The organism is Ruegeria sp. AD9 (assembly GCF_056542305.1).
In genome coordinates this window covers 1-18,172 of the sequence record NZ_JBQFZP010000026.1, presented here as the reverse complement: position 1 = coordinate 18,172, position 18,172 = coordinate 1, and the positions used below count along the sequence as shown (strand labels likewise).

The 18,172-nt window shown below is 56.2% G+C and carries 16 protein-coding genes and 1 tRNA gene; 7 read left to right on the top strand and 10 right to left on the bottom strand.

Annotation, left to right across the window (positions count from 1 at the left end; all coding sequences use genetic code 11):
- Positions 1-846 precede the first annotated feature (846 nt).
- Complete coding sequence (locus ACR0AM_RS20400) at positions 847-3,639, top strand: bifunctional aconitate hydratase 2/2-methylisocitrate dehydratase (protein ID WP_480623873.1); 2,793 nt, start codon at positions 847-849, stop codon at positions 3,637-3,639.
- A 151-nt stretch (positions 3,640-3,790) separates the two neighbouring features.
- Here the strand turns inward: ACR0AM_RS20400 and ACR0AM_RS20395 are convergent, their stop codons facing one another.
- Positions 3,791-4,249 (bottom strand): Lrp/AsnC family transcriptional regulator, encoded by a 459-nt coding sequence (locus ACR0AM_RS20395; protein ID WP_480623872.1) that lies wholly within the window; start codon positions 4,247-4,249, stop codon positions 3,791-3,793.
- A gap of 119 nt (positions 4,250-4,368) precedes the next feature.
- Here ACR0AM_RS20395 and ACR0AM_RS20390 point away from each other — a divergent pair, with 119 nt between their 5' ends.
- Positions 4,369-5,169, top strand: coding sequence for a phenylalanine 4-monooxygenase (locus tag ACR0AM_RS20390; RefSeq protein WP_480623871.1), 801 nt, complete (start codon positions 4,369-4,371; stop codon positions 5,167-5,169).
- A gap of 16 nt (positions 5,170-5,185) precedes the next feature.
- On the opposite strand, the gene ACR0AM_RS20385 is transcribed toward ACR0AM_RS20390, so the two are convergent.
- The 5 genes from ACR0AM_RS20385 to ACR0AM_RS20365 all read right to left on the bottom strand — a co-directional run bounded on the left by ACR0AM_RS20385 (position 5,186) and on the right by ACR0AM_RS20365 (position 7,908).
- Positions 5,186-5,707: an N-acetyltransferase family protein gene (locus ACR0AM_RS20385; RefSeq protein ID WP_480623870.1), complete on the bottom strand. Its 522-nt coding sequence runs from the start codon at positions 5,705-5,707 to the stop codon at positions 5,186-5,188.
- The gene (locus ACR0AM_RS20380; protein ID WP_480623869.1) at positions 5,704-6,258 is read right to left on the bottom strand and encodes a helix-turn-helix domain-containing protein; all 555 of its coding nucleotides are present in this window, start codon (positions 6,256-6,258) and stop codon (positions 5,704-5,706) included. Before ACR0AM_RS20380 ends, ACR0AM_RS20385 begins: the two co-directional genes overlap by 4 nt.
- Positions 6,259-6,375: 117 nt before the next feature.
- A complete protein-coding gene (locus ACR0AM_RS20375) occupies positions 6,376-7,392 on the bottom strand; it encodes a Fe(3+) ABC transporter substrate-binding protein (protein WP_480623868.1) in 1,017 nt (338 codons plus the stop codon).
- Between the two features lie 225 nt (positions 7,393-7,617).
- A complete protein-coding gene (gene ykgO / locus ACR0AM_RS20370) occupies positions 7,618-7,743 on the bottom strand; it encodes a type B 50S ribosomal protein L36 (protein WP_085868787.1) in 126 nt (41 codons plus the stop codon).
- Positions 7,744-7,833: 90 nt separating this feature from the next.
- A tRNA-Val gene (locus tag ACR0AM_RS20365) sits at positions 7,834-7,908 on the bottom strand.
- A 148-nt stretch (positions 7,909-8,056) separates the two neighbouring features.
- Between ACR0AM_RS20365 and ACR0AM_RS20360 the strand changes: the two genes are divergently transcribed.
- Positions 8,057-8,917 (top strand): N-formylglutamate amidohydrolase, encoded by an 861-nt coding sequence (locus tag ACR0AM_RS20360; protein ID WP_480623867.1) that lies wholly within the window; start codon positions 8,057-8,059, stop codon positions 8,915-8,917.
- 2 nt (positions 8,918-8,919) lie between these two features.
- On the opposite strand, the gene ACR0AM_RS20355 is transcribed toward ACR0AM_RS20360, so the two are convergent.
- Both ACR0AM_RS20355 and pyrF read right to left on the bottom strand, forming a co-directional pair.
- The gene (locus tag ACR0AM_RS20355; RefSeq protein ID WP_480623866.1) at positions 8,920-10,173 is read right to left on the bottom strand and encodes a DNA polymerase IV; all 1,254 of its coding nucleotides are present in this window, start codon (positions 10,171-10,173) and stop codon (positions 8,920-8,922) included.
- 351 nt (positions 10,174-10,524) lie between these two features.
- On the bottom strand, positions 10,525-11,229 hold the full coding sequence (gene pyrF, locus ACR0AM_RS20350; protein ID WP_480623865.1) for an orotidine-5'-phosphate decarboxylase: 705 nt from the start codon (positions 11,227-11,229) through the stop codon (positions 10,525-10,527).
- Positions 11,230-11,368: 139 nt separating this feature from the next.
- On the opposite strand from pyrF, the gene ACR0AM_RS20345 reads away from it, so the two are divergent.
- Positions 11,369-11,686, top strand: coding sequence for a hypothetical protein (locus ACR0AM_RS20345; protein ID WP_480623864.1), 318 nt, complete (start codon positions 11,369-11,371; stop codon positions 11,684-11,686).
- A 125-nt stretch (positions 11,687-11,811) separates the two neighbouring features.
- Entirely contained in the window at positions 11,812-14,430 is a 2,619-nt protein-coding gene (gene clpB / locus ACR0AM_RS20340) for an ATP-dependent chaperone ClpB (RefSeq protein ID WP_480623863.1), read from the top strand.
- Between the two features lie 53 nt (positions 14,431-14,483).
- Here clpB and ACR0AM_RS20335 read toward each other — a convergent pair whose 3' ends face one another.
- Positions 14,484-15,107, bottom strand: a complete 624-nt coding sequence (locus ACR0AM_RS20335; protein WP_480607480.1) for a class I SAM-dependent methyltransferase — start codon at positions 15,105-15,107, stop codon at positions 14,484-14,486.
- Between the two features lie 97 nt (positions 15,108-15,204).
- A complete protein-coding gene (locus ACR0AM_RS20330; RefSeq protein WP_480623862.1) occupies positions 15,205-16,020 on the bottom strand; it encodes a cyclase family protein in 816 nt (271 codons plus the stop codon).
- Between the two features lie 378 nt (positions 16,021-16,398).
- On the opposite strand from ACR0AM_RS20330, the gene msrP reads away from it, so the two are divergent.
- Positions 16,399-17,301, top strand: a complete 903-nt coding sequence (msrP, locus tag ACR0AM_RS20325; protein ID WP_480623861.1) for a protein-methionine-sulfoxide reductase catalytic subunit MsrP — start codon at positions 16,399-16,401, stop codon at positions 17,299-17,301.
- A 4-nt stretch (positions 17,302-17,305) separates the two neighbouring features.
- Positions 17,306-17,920, top strand: a complete 615-nt coding sequence (gene msrQ / locus ACR0AM_RS20320) for a protein-methionine-sulfoxide reductase heme-binding subunit MsrQ (protein ID WP_480623860.1) — start codon at positions 17,306-17,308, stop codon at positions 17,918-17,920.
- The last annotated feature ends 252 nt before the right edge of the window (positions 17,921-18,172 follow it).

Genomic DNA, 18,172 nt, shown 5'->3' with positions numbered 1-18,172 from the left:
GCTGATTGGCGCGCAAACCGGATCGCATGTCTGGGCGGATCGATACGATGGCAAGCGCGACGATGTTTTTGACCTCCAGGGTCAAATTTCTGAGAACGTTGTAGCTTCAATTGCACCAAGCATAAGACAGGTTAAGATCGATCTCGTTCTGCCCACAAGCGCCCGTATATGCTAGGAGCATATGATCACTTCCTGCGAGCACAGGCAGCGACCTACAGGTTCAGCTCCACTGAGGCGGACGACCATGAGAACGGCGGTGAGAAAGCCTGCCACAGTAGCGGCGGGATGACCCTGCTGCGGGCGGCGAATAAGTCGTCCAGCTTTGCCCTTTCTTTTGACGGAGGGAGGGAGGATCTTCACCGTGGATTTGTATCGTAAAGTTCGTTTGCCGTGTGCCGAGGGCATGAGTCAGCGATAAGCGGCTTCGGATGGCAAATATGCCAAGGGCCACCTTTGGCTGGAAGCACCCGGAGATGTGCCACCTTTTGAAGATGCGGTCTGGTTGCGGGGGCATGATGGACAGTCCATTGGAATCTTCCCCTCTCATGATATGGTGATTTTGCGATTGGGATTGGCACCGTCTCGGCTGGGTTACTCACCCTTGCCACTGGCCAAGGAACTGATTTCCGCCACTGGGGGCTAGGGTACCAGTGTGCTGATACCAATTGGCCGCGACAGACAAATCACGCATGACGGACAGGTATTTCGACAGATACATCCTCGATCAGGACACAGGGTCGCAGGAGAGTGTCTTGCAAGTTGTGAGCATTTAGTATACCGCGGCATACAAAATTAAGGCGCTGGTTTATTACCTGCCAGCGCACCAGCTAAATGGTCGGAACCGTCATGAGCCTATATACAGAATACCTGAACGAGATCGAGACGCGCAAAGAGCAAGGTTTGCACCCCAAACCCATTGAAGACGGTGCGCTGCTTCAGGAAGTCATTGAACAAATCAAAGATGTGGACAACGTTCACCGCGCCGAGTCTTTGTCCTATTTCATCTATAACACGCTGCCGGGTACAACCAGCGCAGCTGGTGAAAAGGCGCGGTTCCTGAAAGAGATCATACTGGGTGAAGCCTCGGTCGAAGAAATCTCGCAGGCCTTCGCGTTCGAGTTGTTGTCACATATGAAAGGCGGCCCCTCGGTCGAGGTTCTGCTGGATCTGGCGCTGGGCGATGATGCGTCGATCGCAAGTCAGGCGGCAGAGGTGCTGAAAACGCAGGTGTTCCTGTATGATGCGGATACCCAGCGCCTCAAGTCTGCTTTTGAGGCCGGAAACGCGATCGCAAAGGACATTCTGGAAAGCTATGCCAAGGCCGAGTTCTTTACCCGGCTGCCTGACATCGAAGAGGAAATCAAGGTTGTGACCTATGTCGCGGCCGAAGGAGACATTTCCACCGACCTTCTGTCGCCCGGTAATCAGGCGCATTCTCGTGCGGATCGGGAACTGCATGGAAAATGCATGATCACACCGGCGGCACAGGCCGAGATTCAGGATTTGCAGAAACAACACCCGGACAAACGTGTCATGCTGGTCGCCGAAAAAGGGACAATGGGCGTCGGGTCGTCGCGCATGTCCGGCGTCAACAACGTCGCCTTGTGGACCGGAACGCAAGCCAGCCCTTATGTTCCCTTTGTGAACATCGCACCAGTTGTCGCGGGAACAAACGGAATCTCACCGATCTTTCTGACCACCGTTGGCGTGACCGGAGGTATCGGCATTGACCTGAAGAACTGGGTCAAAAAGCTGGATGACGACGGCAACCCGATCCTGAACAACGACGAAAGTCCTGTCCTTGAACAGAAATACTCGGTCGAGACCGGAACCGTTCTGACCATCAACACAAAGGACAAGAAGCTTTACAACGAAGCAGGCGATAAAGAGCTTGTCGATGTATCGTCGTCCTTCACGCCGCAAAAGGTCGAATTCATCAAGGCTGGCGGCTCTTACGCTATTGTCTTTGGCAAGAAGCTGCAGACCTTTGCGGCCGAAACCCTTGGCGTTGCGCTGGAATCTGCATTTGCTCCGTCCAAGGAAATCTCGCACGAGGGTCAGGGCCTGACAGCTGTCGAGAAGATCTTCAACAAAAACGCGGTTGGCGTGGCTGACGGAAAGGTTCTGCACGCGGGCTCGGATGCTCGGGTGAAGGTCAATATCGTTGGGTCGCAAGACACCACCGGCCTGATGACGGCGCAGGAGCTGGAAGCCATGGCGGCAACCGTGATCTCGCCCATCGTTGATGGCGCATATCAGTCCGGGTGCCACACAGCGTCAGTTTGGGACGCAAAGGCGCAGGCGAACATACCCAAACTGATGAAGTTCATGAACAGCTTTGGCCTGATCACTGCGCGTGATCCCAAGGGTGTTTACCATTCGATGACAGACGTAATCCACAAGGTGCTGAACGACATCACCGTGGATGACTGGGCCATCATCATTGGCGGCGACTCGCACACCCGCATGTCCAAGGGCGTAGCGTTTGGAGCGGATTCGGGCACCGTTGCGCTGGCGCTGGCCACCGGTGAAGCCACGATGCCGATCCCTGAATCGGTGAAGGTGACCTTCAAGGGCCAGATGGCAGACCATATGGATTTCCGCGACGTGGTTCACGCCACCCAGTCGCAGATGTTGAAGACATTCGGTGACAACGTCTTCCAGGGCCGGATCATCGAAGTTCATATCGGCACCTTGCTGGCGGATCAGGCGTTCACATTCACCGACTGGACGGCCGAGATGAAGGCCAAGGCTTCGATCTGTATTTCCGAAGATGACACGCTGATTGAATCTCTGGAAATCGCCAAAGGCCGCATCCAGATCATGATCGACAAGGGTATGGAAAACGAAGCCCAGACGCTGCAAGGTCTGATCGACAAGGCGAATGCGCGGATCGCGGAGATCAGGTCGGGTGAAAAGCCGGCCCTGAAACCCGATGAAAACGCCAAGTATTTTGCAGAGCTCGTCGTTGATCTGGATGAGATCGACGAACCGATGATAGCCGACCCGGATGTGAACAACGCTGACGTATCAAAGCGTTACACGCACGACACTATCCGCCCGGTTTCCTACTACAAGGGTGAAAAGAAGGTTGATCTGGGCTTTGTCGGGTCGTGCATGGTGCACAAGGGCGATCTGATTATCGTCTCGCAGATGCTTAAGAACCTTGAAGAGGAACAGGGCACTGTCGAATTCAAGGCCCCGCTGGTTGTCGCAGCACCGACCTACAACATCATCGATGAGCTGAAAGAAGAAGGCGAGTGGAGCATTCTTCAGAAATACTCGGGCTTTGAATTCGACGATCTGTTTCCGAAAAACAAGGCACGCACGGAATATGAAAATATCCTGTACCTTGAGCGGCCCGGCTGTAACCTTTGCATGGGGAACCAGGAAAAGGCTGCAAAAGGCGATACCGTTCTGGCGACATCCACGCGCCTGTTCCAGGGTCGTGTTGTCGAAGACTCCGATGAGAAAAAGGGTGAGTCCCTGCTTGCGTCGACACCGGTTGTCGTGCTCTCGGCCATTTTGGGCCGCACCCCAACTGCCGAGGAATACAAGTCGGCAGTAAAGGGGATCGATTTGACCAAGTTCGCGCCGCCGATGGAAAAGCCCGCGACCGCGAAATCGGCTCACTTCTGAAGACGTTTTGATCCTTGTAAGCCCGGCCGCCAATAAATGGTGGTCGGGCTTTTCCAACTGAGTGACACACCCCGCCCTTCAACACCACGTCTTTGAAAGGATGGGTTAAGCCGCTAACAGAGCCGCTCAGGTTCCGTTTCGGTGGACCCTGTCAAAGAATGGGTAAAGGGCCGCGGGTCTTGGTCTGGCGAAGCACAAAGTTGCTGCGGGTGTCGCGGACCAGCCCTGATTTCAACAGGCGCTGCATGATGAAGACCTCAAGATCCTCAGGGTTTTTGGCGTAAACCTTCAGGATAAAGTCGTGATCCCCGGTGATCGAGGCGCACTCGACGATTTGCGGCTCGGTCTCGACCAGACGAAGAAACGCCGAGATGCTGTTCTCCTGATGGTCCTTCAGCGCGACGTGGACATAGGCAATGGCGTTCAGGCCGACTGCCTTGGCAGAAACCTGCGCGCGATACCCTGAAACCACCCCGGACGATTCTAGGTCACGGACGCGGCGCCAACATTGCGAGGCCGACAACCCGGTCCGGTCGGCCAATTCCTGCATGGACACGCGTCCACTGGCCTGAAGCTCTCGCAAAATATCAATGTCGGCAGGGTGAAGCATTTGGCCCGCAAATGGCAATATCTCGGAGTGTTTCGTTCATAATATGGGCGATACTCAGAATATCAAAACAAATTCTCCATGTGAGTTGAGGTATCCTGATCTCATGCAGGAGGATGATGATGCCCGAATCGACCAAATATGTCGCCAAACTGGCGGATGAATATGGCCACATTACCTACACAGACGAAGAGAATGCGGTCTGGGCTGATCTTTATGCGGCACAGGAAGAAAACGTACGGCGCTATATGGCGCCGGAATACCTAAGCGGTTTGGCGCGGCTGGACCTACCGAAGGCAAAAGTGCCTTCTTGTGCAGATATTTCTAAACGGCTGCTGGACCTGACCGGCTGGCGGGTGCAGCCAGTTCCGGCGCTGATCGGGTTCAAGACGTTTTTCGGGATGCTGGCGGATCGGGTTTTTCCGGCCGCCTCTTTCATCCGCTCCCGGGAAGATTTCGACTATATCGAAGAGCCGGATATCTTTCATGAGATATTCGGACATACCCCGTTGTTAAGTGATCCGCGTTTTGCCGCGTTCAGCCACGCCATCGGGCTAGCCGGAAAGCAGGCAGATGACGCGGATTATGCCTGGTTGATCAGGCTCTACTGGTTTTCGATCGAGTTTGGCCTGCGCCGCCAGAACGGTCAGATCAAGGCGCTGGGTTCAGGGTTGGCGTCGTCGCCGACAGAACTGGTCTATGCCGTGACCAGCGACATACCCGATCGTGACCCATTTGACGTTCTTACGATTCTGCGAACACCCTACCGGATCGACATGCACCAGATGGGGTATTTTGTTCTGGATGACCCTGAAGAGTTGTTTGAGGCCGCCGAACGGGACCTGCTGGCAGATGTTCGTCGTGCGCGCCGCCTCGGGCTGTTGCCGAACAAGTTTCCCGAAAAGGTAACCGCCGCCGAGTAGCGGGGGCTGCGTCTTTTCAAGGGTCAAGGTTTTTGTACATATAGGTTGTGGGCTCGAACTGTGGTTCAAATGGGTTCCGGCAGTAATTCGGTATTTCCCCCGCGATCTGAAACCCGAGGCTTTGATAAAGCAGCCGCGAGGGATCGGTGCTGCGCGTATCAAGTACTAGCACCGTGCGCCCCACCTCTCGCGCCCGAAGAACAAGCGCATTCATCAGGGATCGGCCTAACCCCCGCCGTCTGGCGTTGGGGTGGACCAGAAGTTTCGCCACGTCGGCGCGGTGGGGTTGGTTGGGCATTGCCGCCGGGATCAGTTGGACGGTGCCTGCAATGCGGGATCCGTCATACGAAACGAACAAGTCCAGCTTACCTGACCTAAGACCGGGCTGTACGTTTTGTTGCCAGTACGCACGCGCATCATTCAGGGTAAACGGAAGTATGAAACCTATGCTGGCCCCATCATGAACACAGGCATGCAGGATTTCTGCCAGGTCGTCTAGGGCCGCGTCAAAATCGTTTTCGGTCAGGCACGTGATCATATAAGCACCAGCAGGTAACGTGCGCCACGCGACGCCCCTGTTTCAAACCGGGTCGGTCCCGACAGATGGTAGCGCAGGCAATCCCCGGCGTTCAGCGCGTGGGGTGCTCCATCGACCGTCAGGGTAAGCGCTCCGTCCACTAAGATCAGATGATGCTCTTGCCCCGATTTAGGAGGCACTTCGTAGGTGATAACCGTGTCCCGGGGTAGGTGGCATTCCAGAACCTCGGCGTTCAATCCATTTGCAGGTGGTGAAACAGCACGGCGGGTGAAGCCGGTTTCGGGGTCGCGCCACTCGGTCTGGTGTTCGAATGGAACCTTGGGGTCAAAGCTGTCTTCAACCATCATCAGCAGGCGTGAGATCGGCAGATCGTATGCAGCGCACAGACGGCCTAGGTTGTCGGCTGTTGGGCTGACATCCCCTTTTTCCATACGGGACAAGGTGGCGCGGCTGATTTTGCTGTGTTCGGCAAGGTAATCCAAAGACCAACCGCGCCCGCGGCGCAGCTCGCTCAGGCGATTGGCAAGGCGGTTTGACAGGGTGTCAGGCATTACACTACAGTGAAAAAATTTCTCATATATGAGAAAGTACACTAACAAATATCATATATCAACGAAAAAGGATGCGGACAATCCGCATCCTTTTCAATAAGTCAGCGCTAAGAAAGATTACTTCCAGCCAACTTCGTTAAAGATCTTCTGCGCTTCGGGGATGTTCTTTGCAACGTCTGAAAGGTTCACGTCGTCGGCCTTGAATTCACCCAACGCCTTGACGGACTCGGCCAGTTCGACATTTGGAACAGCCGGGAACTCGTCATTGCCCGCCGAGAAGTATTTCTGCGCCTGATCGCTGGCCAGATACTCAAGGAATAGGATCGCGTTTTCCTTGTTGGGTGCGTGCGCGGCGACCCCACCACCGGATAGATTCATATGCGCGCCATAGCTGTCCTGGTTCGGAAAGACCCAGCCGATCACGTCGCGGTCTGCGGACAAGCCTTTGACGTCTGTGCGAATGGAACGGGCGAAATAGTAGGTGTTCGAAACCGCGATGTCACACTCGCCCGAAACGATGCCGCGCAACTGGTCGGTGTCACCGCCCTGCGGGTCACGCGCCATGTTGGCGACAACACCCTCGGCCCAGGACTTGGCGGCCTCAGTGCCTTCGTGTGTGATGATCGACGCCAGCAGGGTCTGGTTGTAGGTGTTGGTCGAAGACCGGATACAAACCATTCCCTTGTATTCCGGTTTGGCCAGATCAGCGTAGGTGGCCGGCGGGTTGGTCACGTTTTCCTTGTCGAAAAAGATGATCCGACCGCGTTGCGAGAAACCAAACCACTGATTGTCGCTGTCCTGCAGGTTGGCTGGAATGCGCTCTTCCAGTTTTGCGCTGTCGATCGATTGCAGGATACCTGCGTTCTTGGCTCGTGCCAGGCGCGACGTGTCCACGGTCAGCATCACGTCGGCAGGTGAGTTTGCGCCTTCCGCTTCCATCCGGGCAATCAGTTCATCCGCTTTGCCTTCGATCCTGTTGATCTTGATGCCGGTTGCGTCTTCAAAGTCGGTATACAGCCGTTCGTCGGTGTCATAGTGGCGCGACGAATAAAGGTTCAGCTCGCCTTCGGCGGCGGCAGAGGTTGCGATCAGAGCCGACAGCGCGGCGGCCAGGCAGGTCGTGGATTTCAGCATAGTGTGCCTCAACAATTGAATTTCGGGCCGGTCATTAATCCGACTGATTTTCTCAATTATATGATTCTGGGCGGGATGCAAGTAAATCCGACTGATTTACTCGGTCAAAAGGTCGCGACCGTACTGTCGAATTTCCTGAAAACAACCAAACCTTCGACCAGTGTATCGCGGAACAAAAAAACCGCACCCGAAGGTGCGGTTTCTTTAAGCAGTGATGTGCAGTTCTTAGCCCTGACGCGCTTTGAACTTGCGCTGCGTCTTGTTGATCACGTAGACGCGGCCTTTGCGACGCACAATCCGGCAGTCACGGTGCCGGTTCTTGAGCGAGCGGAGCGAGTTCCTGACCTTCATGGTCTGTCTCCAATCTGCGGCGCCTTCATCAAGGACGTGGCCAGCGCCTGGGTTACTCGGGTGTCCCGGAAAACCGGAACAGTGAAATCATGGTGGGCGGTACAAGGATCGAACTTGTGACCCCTTCGATGTCAACGAAGTGCTCTACCGCTGAGCTAACCGCCCACTTTCCCTTTGCGTGCCTTGCCCCATAACGAAATGGGGCGCGGATCCCCGCGCCGGTAGCGGGTCTATAAAAGGAGTCGCAAATGGGTTCAAGGGGTTTGGAAGAACAATTTTTCCGGTCTATGTTGATTACGAACACGGAGGGATCATGCAAAGCGCAGCCTATGTATTGGATATGCCCGAAAACCGCACCTCGTGCGTGGTTTTTTCATCTCCACACAGCGGGCGGGAGTATCCTGAGGCTTTTCTGAACCGGTCCGTATTGAATCGGAGCGTGATTCGATCCTCAGAAGACGCTTTTGTTGATCAGTTGTTCGCGCCCGCCGCTGAAAACGGTGCCCCTTTGATCAAGGCGGCCATGCCACGCGCCTATCTGGATTTGAACCGCAGTCTGGATGAGCTTGACCCGGCCTTGATCAGCGGTGCCCGCAGGCTCGGGCATAATCCAAGGGTTGCGTCAGGGCTCGGGGTGATTCCCCGCGTGGTAGCCAACGGTCGGGCAATTTATCGCGGCAAACTCACCATGGACGAAGCGCGGCTGCGCATCGACACTTATTGGCGCCCTTATCATGCGCGGTTGAAATCCCTGCTGGCCGAATCACATGAGATGTTCGGACAGGCAATTCTGGTGGACTGCCACTCGATGCCGCACGAGGCGGTGGCCATGGCAGGCACTGCGCGCGGAAGGCGGCCCGAGATCGTGTTGGGCGACCGGTTTGGCGCGTCCGCATCCTCTGAGGTTGTGGACCTCATTGAAGCGGCTTTTGCGGCAGCGGGTCTCAACGTGGCGCGCAATGCGCCTTTTGCCGGGGCATATGTGACACAAACCTATGGTCGTCCCGGTCGCCAGCAGCACGCCGTTCAGATCGAGATCGATCGCGCTTTATATATGGACGAAGAAAAAATCGCGCCCAATGCCAATTTCATGGCGTTCTCGAGGCTGCTCAGGCAGGTGGTTCGGGAGATTTCCAGCCTGGGTGCGAGCCCAGAGCGTCTGGCGGCGGAATAATATCAGCGCAGCGCACGGCCCTTCATGATTGCTTCGGCCCCGAACCGCTGGCGAATCTCGTCCGTGGCCCGTTCGGCCTTTGATCTGCGGGCAGCATCCGGATCCAGCAGGTCGCCGGAAATATCCGCCTGATCCGCCGGGCAAAGGTCAGACAAACCACAGCCCAACAACCGATACGGCCCCTGATCGCCAACCTGATCGAACAGGCCCCGGGCCGTGCGGTAAATCCGGTCGGCAATCTGTGTCGCATCCCGCAAGGACACGCGCCGCGTCAGGATCTTGTGATTGGCTTTCTTCAGTTTCAACGTGACAACCCGACCTGCCAGATCCTTTGCCTTGGCGCGGTCCGACACTTTCAAGGCCATGCGCCACAAATGGCCGTCCAGAATATCAAGGCTCGACGTGTCTTCGAAAAATGTCGTCTCGTTGCTGATGGATTTCATCGGCTCATGCGCTGATACGCGTCGCTTGTCCTGACCCCGGGCCAAGTGCCACAGGCGATATCCCATTGAACCGAACCGTGCGGTAAGTGCCTCCTGATCCCAACGCAGCAAATCACTGAAAGTTCTGATCCCGGCCTGGTCCAGCGCTTCCTGCGCAGCCGGGCCAATACCCCAGATCAACCGTACGGGTTTGTCGTTCAGAAACTCTGCCGTTTCCGCCTTGCCGATGACTGAAAACCCGCGCGGTTTGTCGAGGTCCGATGCGACCTTGGCCAAAAACTTGTTGTGACTTAACCCGATTGAGCCGGTGACACCGATTTCATCCTTCATGCGCTTGACCAGACGCGCCAGCATGACGGCCGGTGGCGCGCCATGCAAACGTTCGGTTCCCGACAGGTCCATGAAGGCTTCGTCCAGCGACAGGGGTTCGACCACGGGTGTCAATTCATCCATCATGGCGCGGATGTCGCGCGACACCTGGGCGTAGACGGACATGCGCGGCTTGATCACGACGGCTTCGGGGCAGAGTTGCAACGCCTTGAACATGGGCATGGCCGACCGGACACCGCGAATACGGGCAACGTAGCAGGCAGTTGAAACAACGCCGCGCCTGCCGCCGCCAATGATAACCGGTTTGTCCGCCAGTTCAGGGTTGTCACGTTTCTCCACCGAGGCATAGAAGGCGTCACAATCCATATGGGCAATCGACAGGTCAAACAGTTCCGAGTGAGTCTTTACCCGCGGACTGCCACAGGCAGTACAGCGTTGTTCGTTTGACAATGTGGTCAGGCAATCTCGGCAAAGACCGGGCATCTGCGTCCTCATGCGTTCCGCAGTTGGCTTGGAAGTTCTTTATATCACCTGTGATCCTGGATCAAAGGCCCTGCTGGCATGGGATGATTTGAAAAGAAGACCCCCCGCACATCGCGGGGGGGAAGTAACGAACCTCAGGAAGAAGCGGTTCGTAGGGGAGTATTTCCCCTTCAGAATCCCTGAAAATCATTAGTTTCGATAGGATGAAGGTTGTGCCGAGAAAACTCGGGTTTTGAATGTGTGTTTTCTGGCACAGAGACGATTTGGCGCGGTTTCGTCAAAAAGTGACCTTAGGTCAACTTGTTGCGCGGAAAATCCAACGCAAAACCCACCTGAAATGACCAAGTGGTCTTAGCATACCTTGAGAGAATTTAATTCGGAAAGAACGGCCTCAGCAGCGGCTCTTGGGTCTTTTGCCTGATAAATCGGGCGGCCAACTACGATGTGATCCGCGCCATCCTGAATGGCGCTTGCCGGGGTGGCTACACGTTTCTGATCACCAAGCGCTGCGCCAGCCGGGCGCACACCAGGGGTTACAATCAGACGCCCTTCAGCCTGTGGCAGAGCACGGATTAGGGCGGCTTCCTGCGGGCTGGCGATAACGCCATCAGCTCCGGCTTCAAAGGCTTTGGCCGCGCGTTCGACAACCAAGTCCTGCACATCGCCAGATTTCAGAAGACTTGCGTCCAAATCGTCGCGGTTCAGCGAGGTCAGGATGGTCACGGCGAGGATCTTCAGGTCTTTACCCGCAGCACCTTCTTTGGCGGCGCGCACCACATGAGGGTCACCATGCACGGTCAGAAAATCCAGATCGAATTGCGCCAATCCCCGAACGGCATTCTCTACAGTATTGCCAATGTCGAACAATTTCATGTCCAGGAAGATGCGCTTGCCGTGGTCCTGTTTCAGCTCGTTGGCCAATGCCAACCCGCCACCGGTCAGCATACCCAGCCCGATTTTGTAGAAAGAAACGCTGTCCCCCAAACGTTCAGCCATGGCCAACCCCTGCAGAGCGTTGGGAACATCAAGGGCTACGATCAGGCGGTCATCGGACATGGGGGCGCTCCTTTTTGGCAAACGTCTGCGTCCTAGCGGCTTCGGGCCGCTCTGTCCATCTGCTAAGCCGCGCAGGCAGCTTCAATTCGTGTTATCGTGCTCTGTATTGAAAACTTGAATTCAAAATAAGGGGTAAAAAATGAAATATCTGTTTCTGCTGGGCGCGTTGATTGCACTGGCCGCGTGTAATGACACGCCACCCGAAACACCAGAGACCGGGGCTGCACCTGTGCCGACCAATGACGATTTGCGTTTGGTTGGTGGTTACAGGTCTGAGGGTGATTGGTGTCAACTTACTGGTGAAACGGCGTTTACCGGCAATTTCCTGGACCATACCGCAGATCTGGTCTCTTGCCCGACGGGAAGTGCGGCAGCCCAAACTTTGGTGAATGATCTGGGTGCCGTTCAGGTCGCCGAGACCGGTGGTTATACAGTCTATACCATCCAGCGCGAATAGGTCGATTTCTGTGTTTTAGCCTCTTGAACCACCGAAGATATTTCCCAGATTGAATGTGAGGCTTCGACCGATATGTGCTGCCAGGCGGGCATGTCATAACGGGGCGCTTGGAAAAGGAGAATATCATGGACTTGAACAAGTTCACCGAGCGGGCACGGGGATTCGTGCAGGCTGCGCAGACCATTGCGCTGCGCGAGGGGCACCAGAGGCTGGAGCCCACGCATATACTCAAAGCACTGATGGATGACGATCAGGGGTTGGCCAGCAACCTGATCACACGCGCGGGCGGCGCGCCGAGCCGCGTGGTTGAGGCGCTGGACACTGCGATGGGGAAAATCCCCAAGGTCAGCGGTGACGCGAGCCAGATTTACATGGATGGCCAGACTGTCAAAGTCCTGGACGAGGCCGCAAAGATAGCCTCAAAGGCAGGCGACAGTTTCGTGCCGGTTGAACGTGTTCTGATGGCGCTGTGCATGGTGAAGTCCAAGGCCAAGGATGCATTGGACGCCGGAGCCGTATCAGCGCAAAAACTGAACGAAGCGATTAACGACATCCGCAAGGGTCGCACCGCTGACAGCGCGTCGGCGGAAGAAGGCTATGACGCGCTCAAGAAGTACGCGCGTGACCTGACCGAGGCTGCAGCCGAAGGCAAAATTGATCCGATCATCGGTCGGGATGAGGAAATCCGCCGCTCGATGCAGGTTCTGTCGCGTCGCACCAAGAACAACCCGGTTCTGATTGGTGAACCTGGCGTCGGTAAGACCGCGATTGCCGAGGGTATGGCCCTGCGTATCATCAACGGAGATGTGCCGGAATCGTTGAAGGACAAGAAGCTGCTGGCGCTCGACATGGGCGCGCTGATTGCTGGCGCGAAATACCGCGGTGAGTTCGAAGAACGCCTCAAGGCCGTTCTGACCGAGGTGACTGAAGCTGCGGGTGAAATCATCCTGTTCATCGACGAAATGCATACGCTGGTCGGTGCCGGGAAATCTGATGGTGCAATGGATGCGGCCAACCTGATCAAGCCTGCGCTTGCCCGCGGCGAGCTGCATTGTATCGGTGCGACCACGCTGGACGAGTACCGCAAATACGTGGAAAAAGACGCAGCCCTTGCGCGCCGGTTCCAGCCTGTAATGGTACAGGAGCCGACGGTCGAAGATACGATCAGCATCCTGCGCGGCATCAAGGAAAAGTACGAACTGCACCACGGTGTGCGCATCTCGGATTCAGCGCTTGTTTCAGCGGCGACCCTGTCGCACCGCTATATCACTGACCGTTTTCTGCCCGACAAAGCGATCGACCTTGTCGACGAGGCCGCATCGCGTTTGCGGATGGAGGTCGACAGCAAGCCCGAAGAACTCGATCAACTCGACCGGAACATCCTCCAGATGCAGATCGAGGAAGAGGCACTGAAGCTTGAAGATGACGCGGCCTCGAAAGATCGTCTGGAAACCTTGCAAAAGGACCTGGCCGATTTGCAGGAACGATCCGCCGAGATGACAGCGCAATGGCAGGCTGAACGCGACAAGCTGGCGGGTGCCCGTGACCTGAAGGAACAGCTCGACAAGGCGCGCGCTGATCTTGAGATCGCCAAGCGTGAAGGCAACCTCGCCAAAGCGGGGGAACTGTCCTATGGCGTCATCCCCGAGCTTGAGAAAAAGCTGACCGAGGCCGAGAACGCCGAAAGCAATGGTATGATGGCCGAGGAAACGGTGCGCCCTGAACAGATTGCTTCTGTCGTGGAACGCTGGACCGGTATCCCGACCTCGAAAATGCTGGAAGGTGAGCGCGAGAAGCTGTTGCGGATGGAAGACGCTCTGCATTCCCGCGTGATTGGTCAGGATGCAGCGGTGACTGCTGTCGCCAACGCCGTGCGCCGTGCGCGAGCGGGTCTGAATGACGAAGGCCGCCCACTGGGATCGTTCCTGTTCCTCGGACCGACCGGCGTGGGTAAGACCGAGCTGACCAAGGCCGTGGCGAGCTTCCTGTTCGACGACGACAACGCGATGGTGCGCATCGACATGTCCGAGTTTATGGAGAAACACGCGGTTGCCCGTCTGATCGGTGCCCCTCCGGGCTATGTCGGTTATGACGAAGGCGGTGTGCTGACCGAAGCCGTGCGGCGCAGGCCCTATCAGGTCGTGCTGTTTGACGAGGTCGAAAAGGCCCACCCGGATGTGTTCAACGTGCTGTTGCAGGTTCTGGATGACGGTGTGCTGACCGATGGTCAGGGCCGCACCGTGGACTTCAAGCAGACGCTGATCATTCTGACGTCGAACCTCGGCTCTCAGGCGCTCAGCCAGTTGCCCGATGGCGCGGACAGCGCGCAGGCCCGCCGTGACGTGATGGATGCGGTGCGGGCACATTTCCGGCCCGAGTTCCTGAACCGTCTGGACGAAACAATCATCTTTGACCGGCTCAAGCGGGCCGATATGGATGGCATCGTCGATATCCAGATGGCGCGTCTGCAAAAACGCCTGGCGGCCCGCAAGATCGAGCTGGCCCTGGACGATGGCGCCAAGGAATGGCTGGCCAACGAAGGCTATGACCCTGTCTTCGGAGCCCGCCCGCTGAAACGCGTGATTCAGCGCGCCCTGCAGAACCCGCTGGCCGAAGCGCTGCTGGCTGGTGATATCAAGGATGGTGAGGTCGTTCCGGTCACCGCCGGGGCTGATGGCTTGATCATCGGTGACCGGTTAGGGACGTCGGAACGGCCCCGCCCGGATGATGCAGTGGTGCATTGACTTAGGCACAAACGGAAGACCCGCCGTATTGGCGGGTCTTTATTTGTCTGAATCTACGTTCTCCGACGCGCCAAAATTCCCCGGCTTGTCCGGGATGGTGGGCCTGCGGGAAATGAGTGCTCACCTTCGCATTCGAAGCCAGCTTTGTGCAATAGTCCCAGAATTTCTTCTCTGCCGAATGTGCGATGGCGCCATTGCAGCCAGATGATCGCATTGCACCAATGCGGCTTTGACACCACCAGATACAAACGACCACTAGGGCGCATCAAATCGTGAATCTGCTCAAGTGCGCGCAACGGATCGGGGCAATGTTCGATGACATGCGCAGCCAGTGCCACATCAGCGGGTTCCAGAACGACAGACCCTAAAAAGCCCTGCACAAGTCTTGGCTCGACACCCCGCGCCTGTAACGCGCTTTGACCCTGTTTCAACATGGCTTGACTGGGTTCGAGAAGGGTTACTTCGACGGGTGACCCATGAACAGCGACCCATGCTTCTGCAAACGAGGCGGTTCCGGCACCGATATCAACAACCCGATTGTTATGCTCTGGTGCGAGCTGACTTGCTGACAGAAAACCAAGATACGCATCGTAATAACCAAGAGCACGCATCTTATCCCGCCATTTTGGTGCAGCGGTATCATATCGCCGTGTGGTATCAGATTTGGTCTTGCCCATTGGCTGGCTTTCTCTCAGTGCCTACCACTCATGGAATGCGCAGAAGGAAACTGGCCCACTGAAGAAAGCGGGCCAGTTTCGCCGTACGTCAGTTAGGTCAGATCAGCGCAAGTATCCGCGCCGGACCTCCGGTGCCGCCAGCGTGTTTCGGTGCGCCAATAACAAGTGTCGCGCCCGTCGCGGGTACCCGGTCCAGATTGGCCAGGCATTCGATCCCGAACCGGCCAGAAGGCAACCAGGCATAATGGGTGGCGAAGTCCGCGGACATGCCGTGATCCAGTGACAAGGTGTCAACGGCAATTGACCGCGCCCCGGTTTCCTCCATCAGCATCTGCGCAGCTTCAACGTGAAAGCCTGGGTAATGCTGCGCTTCGCCGTCGAAATTGCGGAACTTATCCGTAGCGGTTTTGCCTGCCCATCCCGAGTGCATGGCGACGCAGGCCCCGTCGGGGATGTCACCGTTGGTGGCTATCCAGGCTTTCAGGTCATCAGGGGTTAAACGCGTATCGGCGTCTTCTGCTGCGCGGGCCGCGATATCGACCACGCAAAGTGGTGCAACCAGATCTGAGACCGGGATTTCATCGACTGAAGCTCCATCCGCAGAAAAGTGCAGTGGGGCATCTATATGCGTGCCCGTATGCTCATTAATCGACAAATTGAACAGATTGAATCCGTGTTCCGCGAAATTGAATGCCTGTTCAGCCGAGATACCCGGCTCTCCGCCCCAGGTCGGGAACTCCGGGCTGAGCGTGTGGGTCATGTCTTGGGCACCGCCATGCCCCGCGGCCAGTGCGGCCGGTGCCATTGCTCCGGTTGCGGCAGCCGCAACACCCGATGCCGCAGCAGCTTTGAAGAACCCGCGCCGGGACAGCATCCTGTCTTTTACGGCGTTCATTACACAGATATCACACATTTTTGTCCTCCCATTGCGGCCACGAGGCTGCAAAAACAGGCCCGCCACACTGTTGATCGCGTATGGTGCCTGTCGGACAGAGTGCAGTTTTGGACCTGCAGTTGTAAAGACTGCAGGCAGGCTACCCGGCTGTAATTCTCCTTTCAGAGCCAGCTCTGAGTAAAACGTATATGCCCGGCGTAATGTTCGAGCACCGCGAGTTGGCTCAGGTCGTGACGACCGTCGAAAACGGGCAAAGCGCGGCACAGTCCGCCTGTCTGGGCCTGTCGCCAACCGGAACGTTACAATCACGTCGCTCAAACGTGACGCCTGTTTCCATGGGTCTGTGCTATCAGCACACTAAATCTGTAATGACAAACGAATATGACGGAGACCCAGATGGCGCATCGTTGGACCAATACATTGACACATGCCAACGTCACCCCACGGGCGGCGTTCCTGAACCGGCGGCAGGTCATGGCCGGGATGGTGGGTGTTGGTTTGGCGGCAATGGGTCGACCAGCTGCGGCGCAGGATGCGCTGGAGCCGAACACGTGGGAAGAGATCACGAGTTACAACAACTACTATGAGTTCGGGACCGGAAAAGATGATCCGGCGAAATATGCACATACGCTGGTGACCGAACCCTGGAGCGTCAAGATTGACGGTCTGGTCGATCGTCCCGGTGAGTATGATTTCAAGGACATCCTGTCCGAGATGACGATCGAAGAACGCATCTATCGCTTCCGTTGCGTTGAAGCCTGGTCGATGGTCATTCCATGGAACGGGTTCGAATTGGCCGATCTTCTGAACATGGCAGGGATTAAAGAGGGCGCGAAATACGTGGCGTTCGAAACGGCCCACCGCCCGGATGAGATGCCGGGAACACGCTATCCAATTCTGGAATGGCCCTATCGCGAGGGTTTGCGCCTGGATGAGGCGATGCATCCGCTTACGATCATGGCCACTGGTATCTATAACAAGCCGATCCCAAATCAGAACGGCGCGCCTTTGCGTCTGGTCGTGCCGTGGAAATACGGGTTTAAATCGATCAAGTCGATTGTCCGCATCACGCTTGCTGAAGAAGAGCCGCCCACCAGTTGGAATATGGCCAATTCGCGAGAATACGGGTTTTATAGCAATGTAAACCCGAACGTGGATCATCCGCGCTGGTCACAAGCCTCTGAACGTGAAATCGGCGGCGGCTTGTTTGCCTCGCGTAAACCGACGCTGATGTTCAACGGTTATGAAGAAGAAGTCGCCAGCCTTTATGAAGGTATGGATCTGGCCAGGAATTACTAGAATCATGCAAGCCATCAATCAGACACTCCGGCGTGTTCCGGTATGGGCTGTTTATTTGATGGGGGTGCTGCCTGCGCCCTGGCTGTTCTATCTTGGCCTGACTGGCGGTTTGGGGATCGAACCGATTGAGGCGCTGGAGCACCGCTATGGCGAACTGGCGTTACAATTGCTGATTGCCGGCCTGGCCATCACATCTTTGCGCCGATTTGTGGGCTTGAACCTGATGAAGTTCCGTCGGGCCATTGGCGTGCTGACTTTTGTATATGTCAGCCTGCATCTCCTTGTCTGGCTGGTTCTGGACGTACAGCTTCCCAGCCAGATTTGGGCGGATATTCTCAAGCGTCCTTATATTACAGTTGGAATGGGGGCGTTTCTTTTGCTGTTGCCTCTGACGGTAACATCCAACAACTGGTCGGTGCGCCATCTGGGGCCGCGTTGGCGCAGGCTGCATTGGCTGGTGTACCCGGCCGCTTTGCTGGGTGGCCTGCATTATGTGATGCTGGCAAAAGGGTTTCAGATCGAGCCGCTGATCTATTTGGCAGCTATCGTCATCCTTCTTACCCTCCGGTTGCCGATTCCAAGCCTGTCACTCCAGTCCAACACAGCAGATTCTGCCTGACTCGGAAGCGAGTCTGTGAGTAACATTGTGAACAAGGCGATAAAGTGCGGAACCCCGTCTGTGTTTCCGACGATTTTGGCGCACTTCCGCTTGATCGTGAGTTGCTAACAATCTGAAAATAAATAATTAATTTTGCAATCTGCATTTTTAATAGTTTTTGTTCATTTTCCGCTTGCGGGTAGGGAGTCTAATCCGTAAATACCCCTTCACCGGCGCAGCTGAGGTTGGCCTGACGGACTGGAAAGACGGTTG

What these genes read in the sequence shown, in the direction of transcription:
- ACR0AM_RS20385 (WP_480623870.1), bottom strand. Translation starts at nt 5,707, where the DNA reads ATGATCACGTGCCTGACCGAAAACGATTTTGACGCGGCCCTAGACGAC.
- ACR0AM_RS20395 (WP_480623872.1), bottom strand. Translation starts at nt 4,249, where the DNA reads ATGCTTCACCCTGCCGACATTGATATTTTGCGAGAGCTTCAGGCCAGT.
- ACR0AM_RS20375 (WP_480623868.1), bottom strand. Translation starts at nt 7,392, where the DNA reads ATGCTGAAATCCACGACCTGCCTGGCCGCCGCGCTGTCGGCTCTGATC.
- ACR0AM_RS20390 (WP_480623871.1), top strand. Translation starts at nt 4,369, where the DNA reads ATGCCCGAATCGACCAAATATGTCGCCAAACTGGCGGATGAATATGGC.
- ykgO (WP_085868787.1), bottom strand. Translation starts at nt 7,743, where the DNA reads ATGAAGGTCAGGAACTCGCTCCGCTCGCTCAAGAACCGGCACCGTGAC.
- clpB (WP_480623863.1), top strand. Translation starts at nt 11,812, where the DNA reads ATGGACTTGAACAAGTTCACCGAGCGGGCACGGGGATTCGTGCAGGCT.
- ACR0AM_RS20400 (WP_480623873.1), top strand. Translation starts at nt 847, where the DNA reads ATGAGCCTATATACAGAATACCTGAACGAGATCGAGACGCGCAAAGAG.
- ACR0AM_RS20355 (WP_480623866.1), bottom strand. Translation starts at nt 10,173, where the DNA reads ATGCCCGGTCTTTGCCGAGATTGCCTGACCACATTGTCAAACGAACAA.
- ACR0AM_RS20335 (WP_480607480.1), bottom strand. Translation starts at nt 15,107, where the DNA reads ATGGGCAAGACCAAATCTGATACCACACGGCGATATGATACCGCTGCA.
- msrQ (WP_480623860.1), top strand. Translation starts at nt 17,306, where the DNA reads ATGCAAGCCATCAATCAGACACTCCGGCGTGTTCCGGTATGGGCTGTT.
- ACR0AM_RS20360 (WP_480623867.1), top strand. Translation starts at nt 8,057, where the DNA reads ATGCAAAGCGCAGCCTATGTATTGGATATGCCCGAAAACCGCACCTCG.
- ACR0AM_RS20345 (WP_480623864.1), top strand. Translation starts at nt 11,369, where the DNA reads ATGAAATATCTGTTTCTGCTGGGCGCGTTGATTGCACTGGCCGCGTGT.
- pyrF (WP_480623865.1), bottom strand. Translation starts at nt 11,229, where the DNA reads ATGTCCGATGACCGCCTGATCGTAGCCCTTGATGTTCCCAACGCTCTG.
- ACR0AM_RS20330 (WP_480623862.1), bottom strand. Translation starts at nt 16,020, where the DNA reads ATGTGTGATATCTGTGTAATGAACGCCGTAAAAGACAGGATGCTGTCC.
- msrP (WP_480623861.1), top strand. Translation starts at nt 16,399, where the DNA reads ATGGCGCATCGTTGGACCAATACATTGACACATGCCAACGTCACCCCA.
- ACR0AM_RS20380 (WP_480623869.1), bottom strand. Translation starts at nt 6,258, where the DNA reads ATGCCTGACACCCTGTCAAACCGCCTTGCCAATCGCCTGAGCGAGCTG.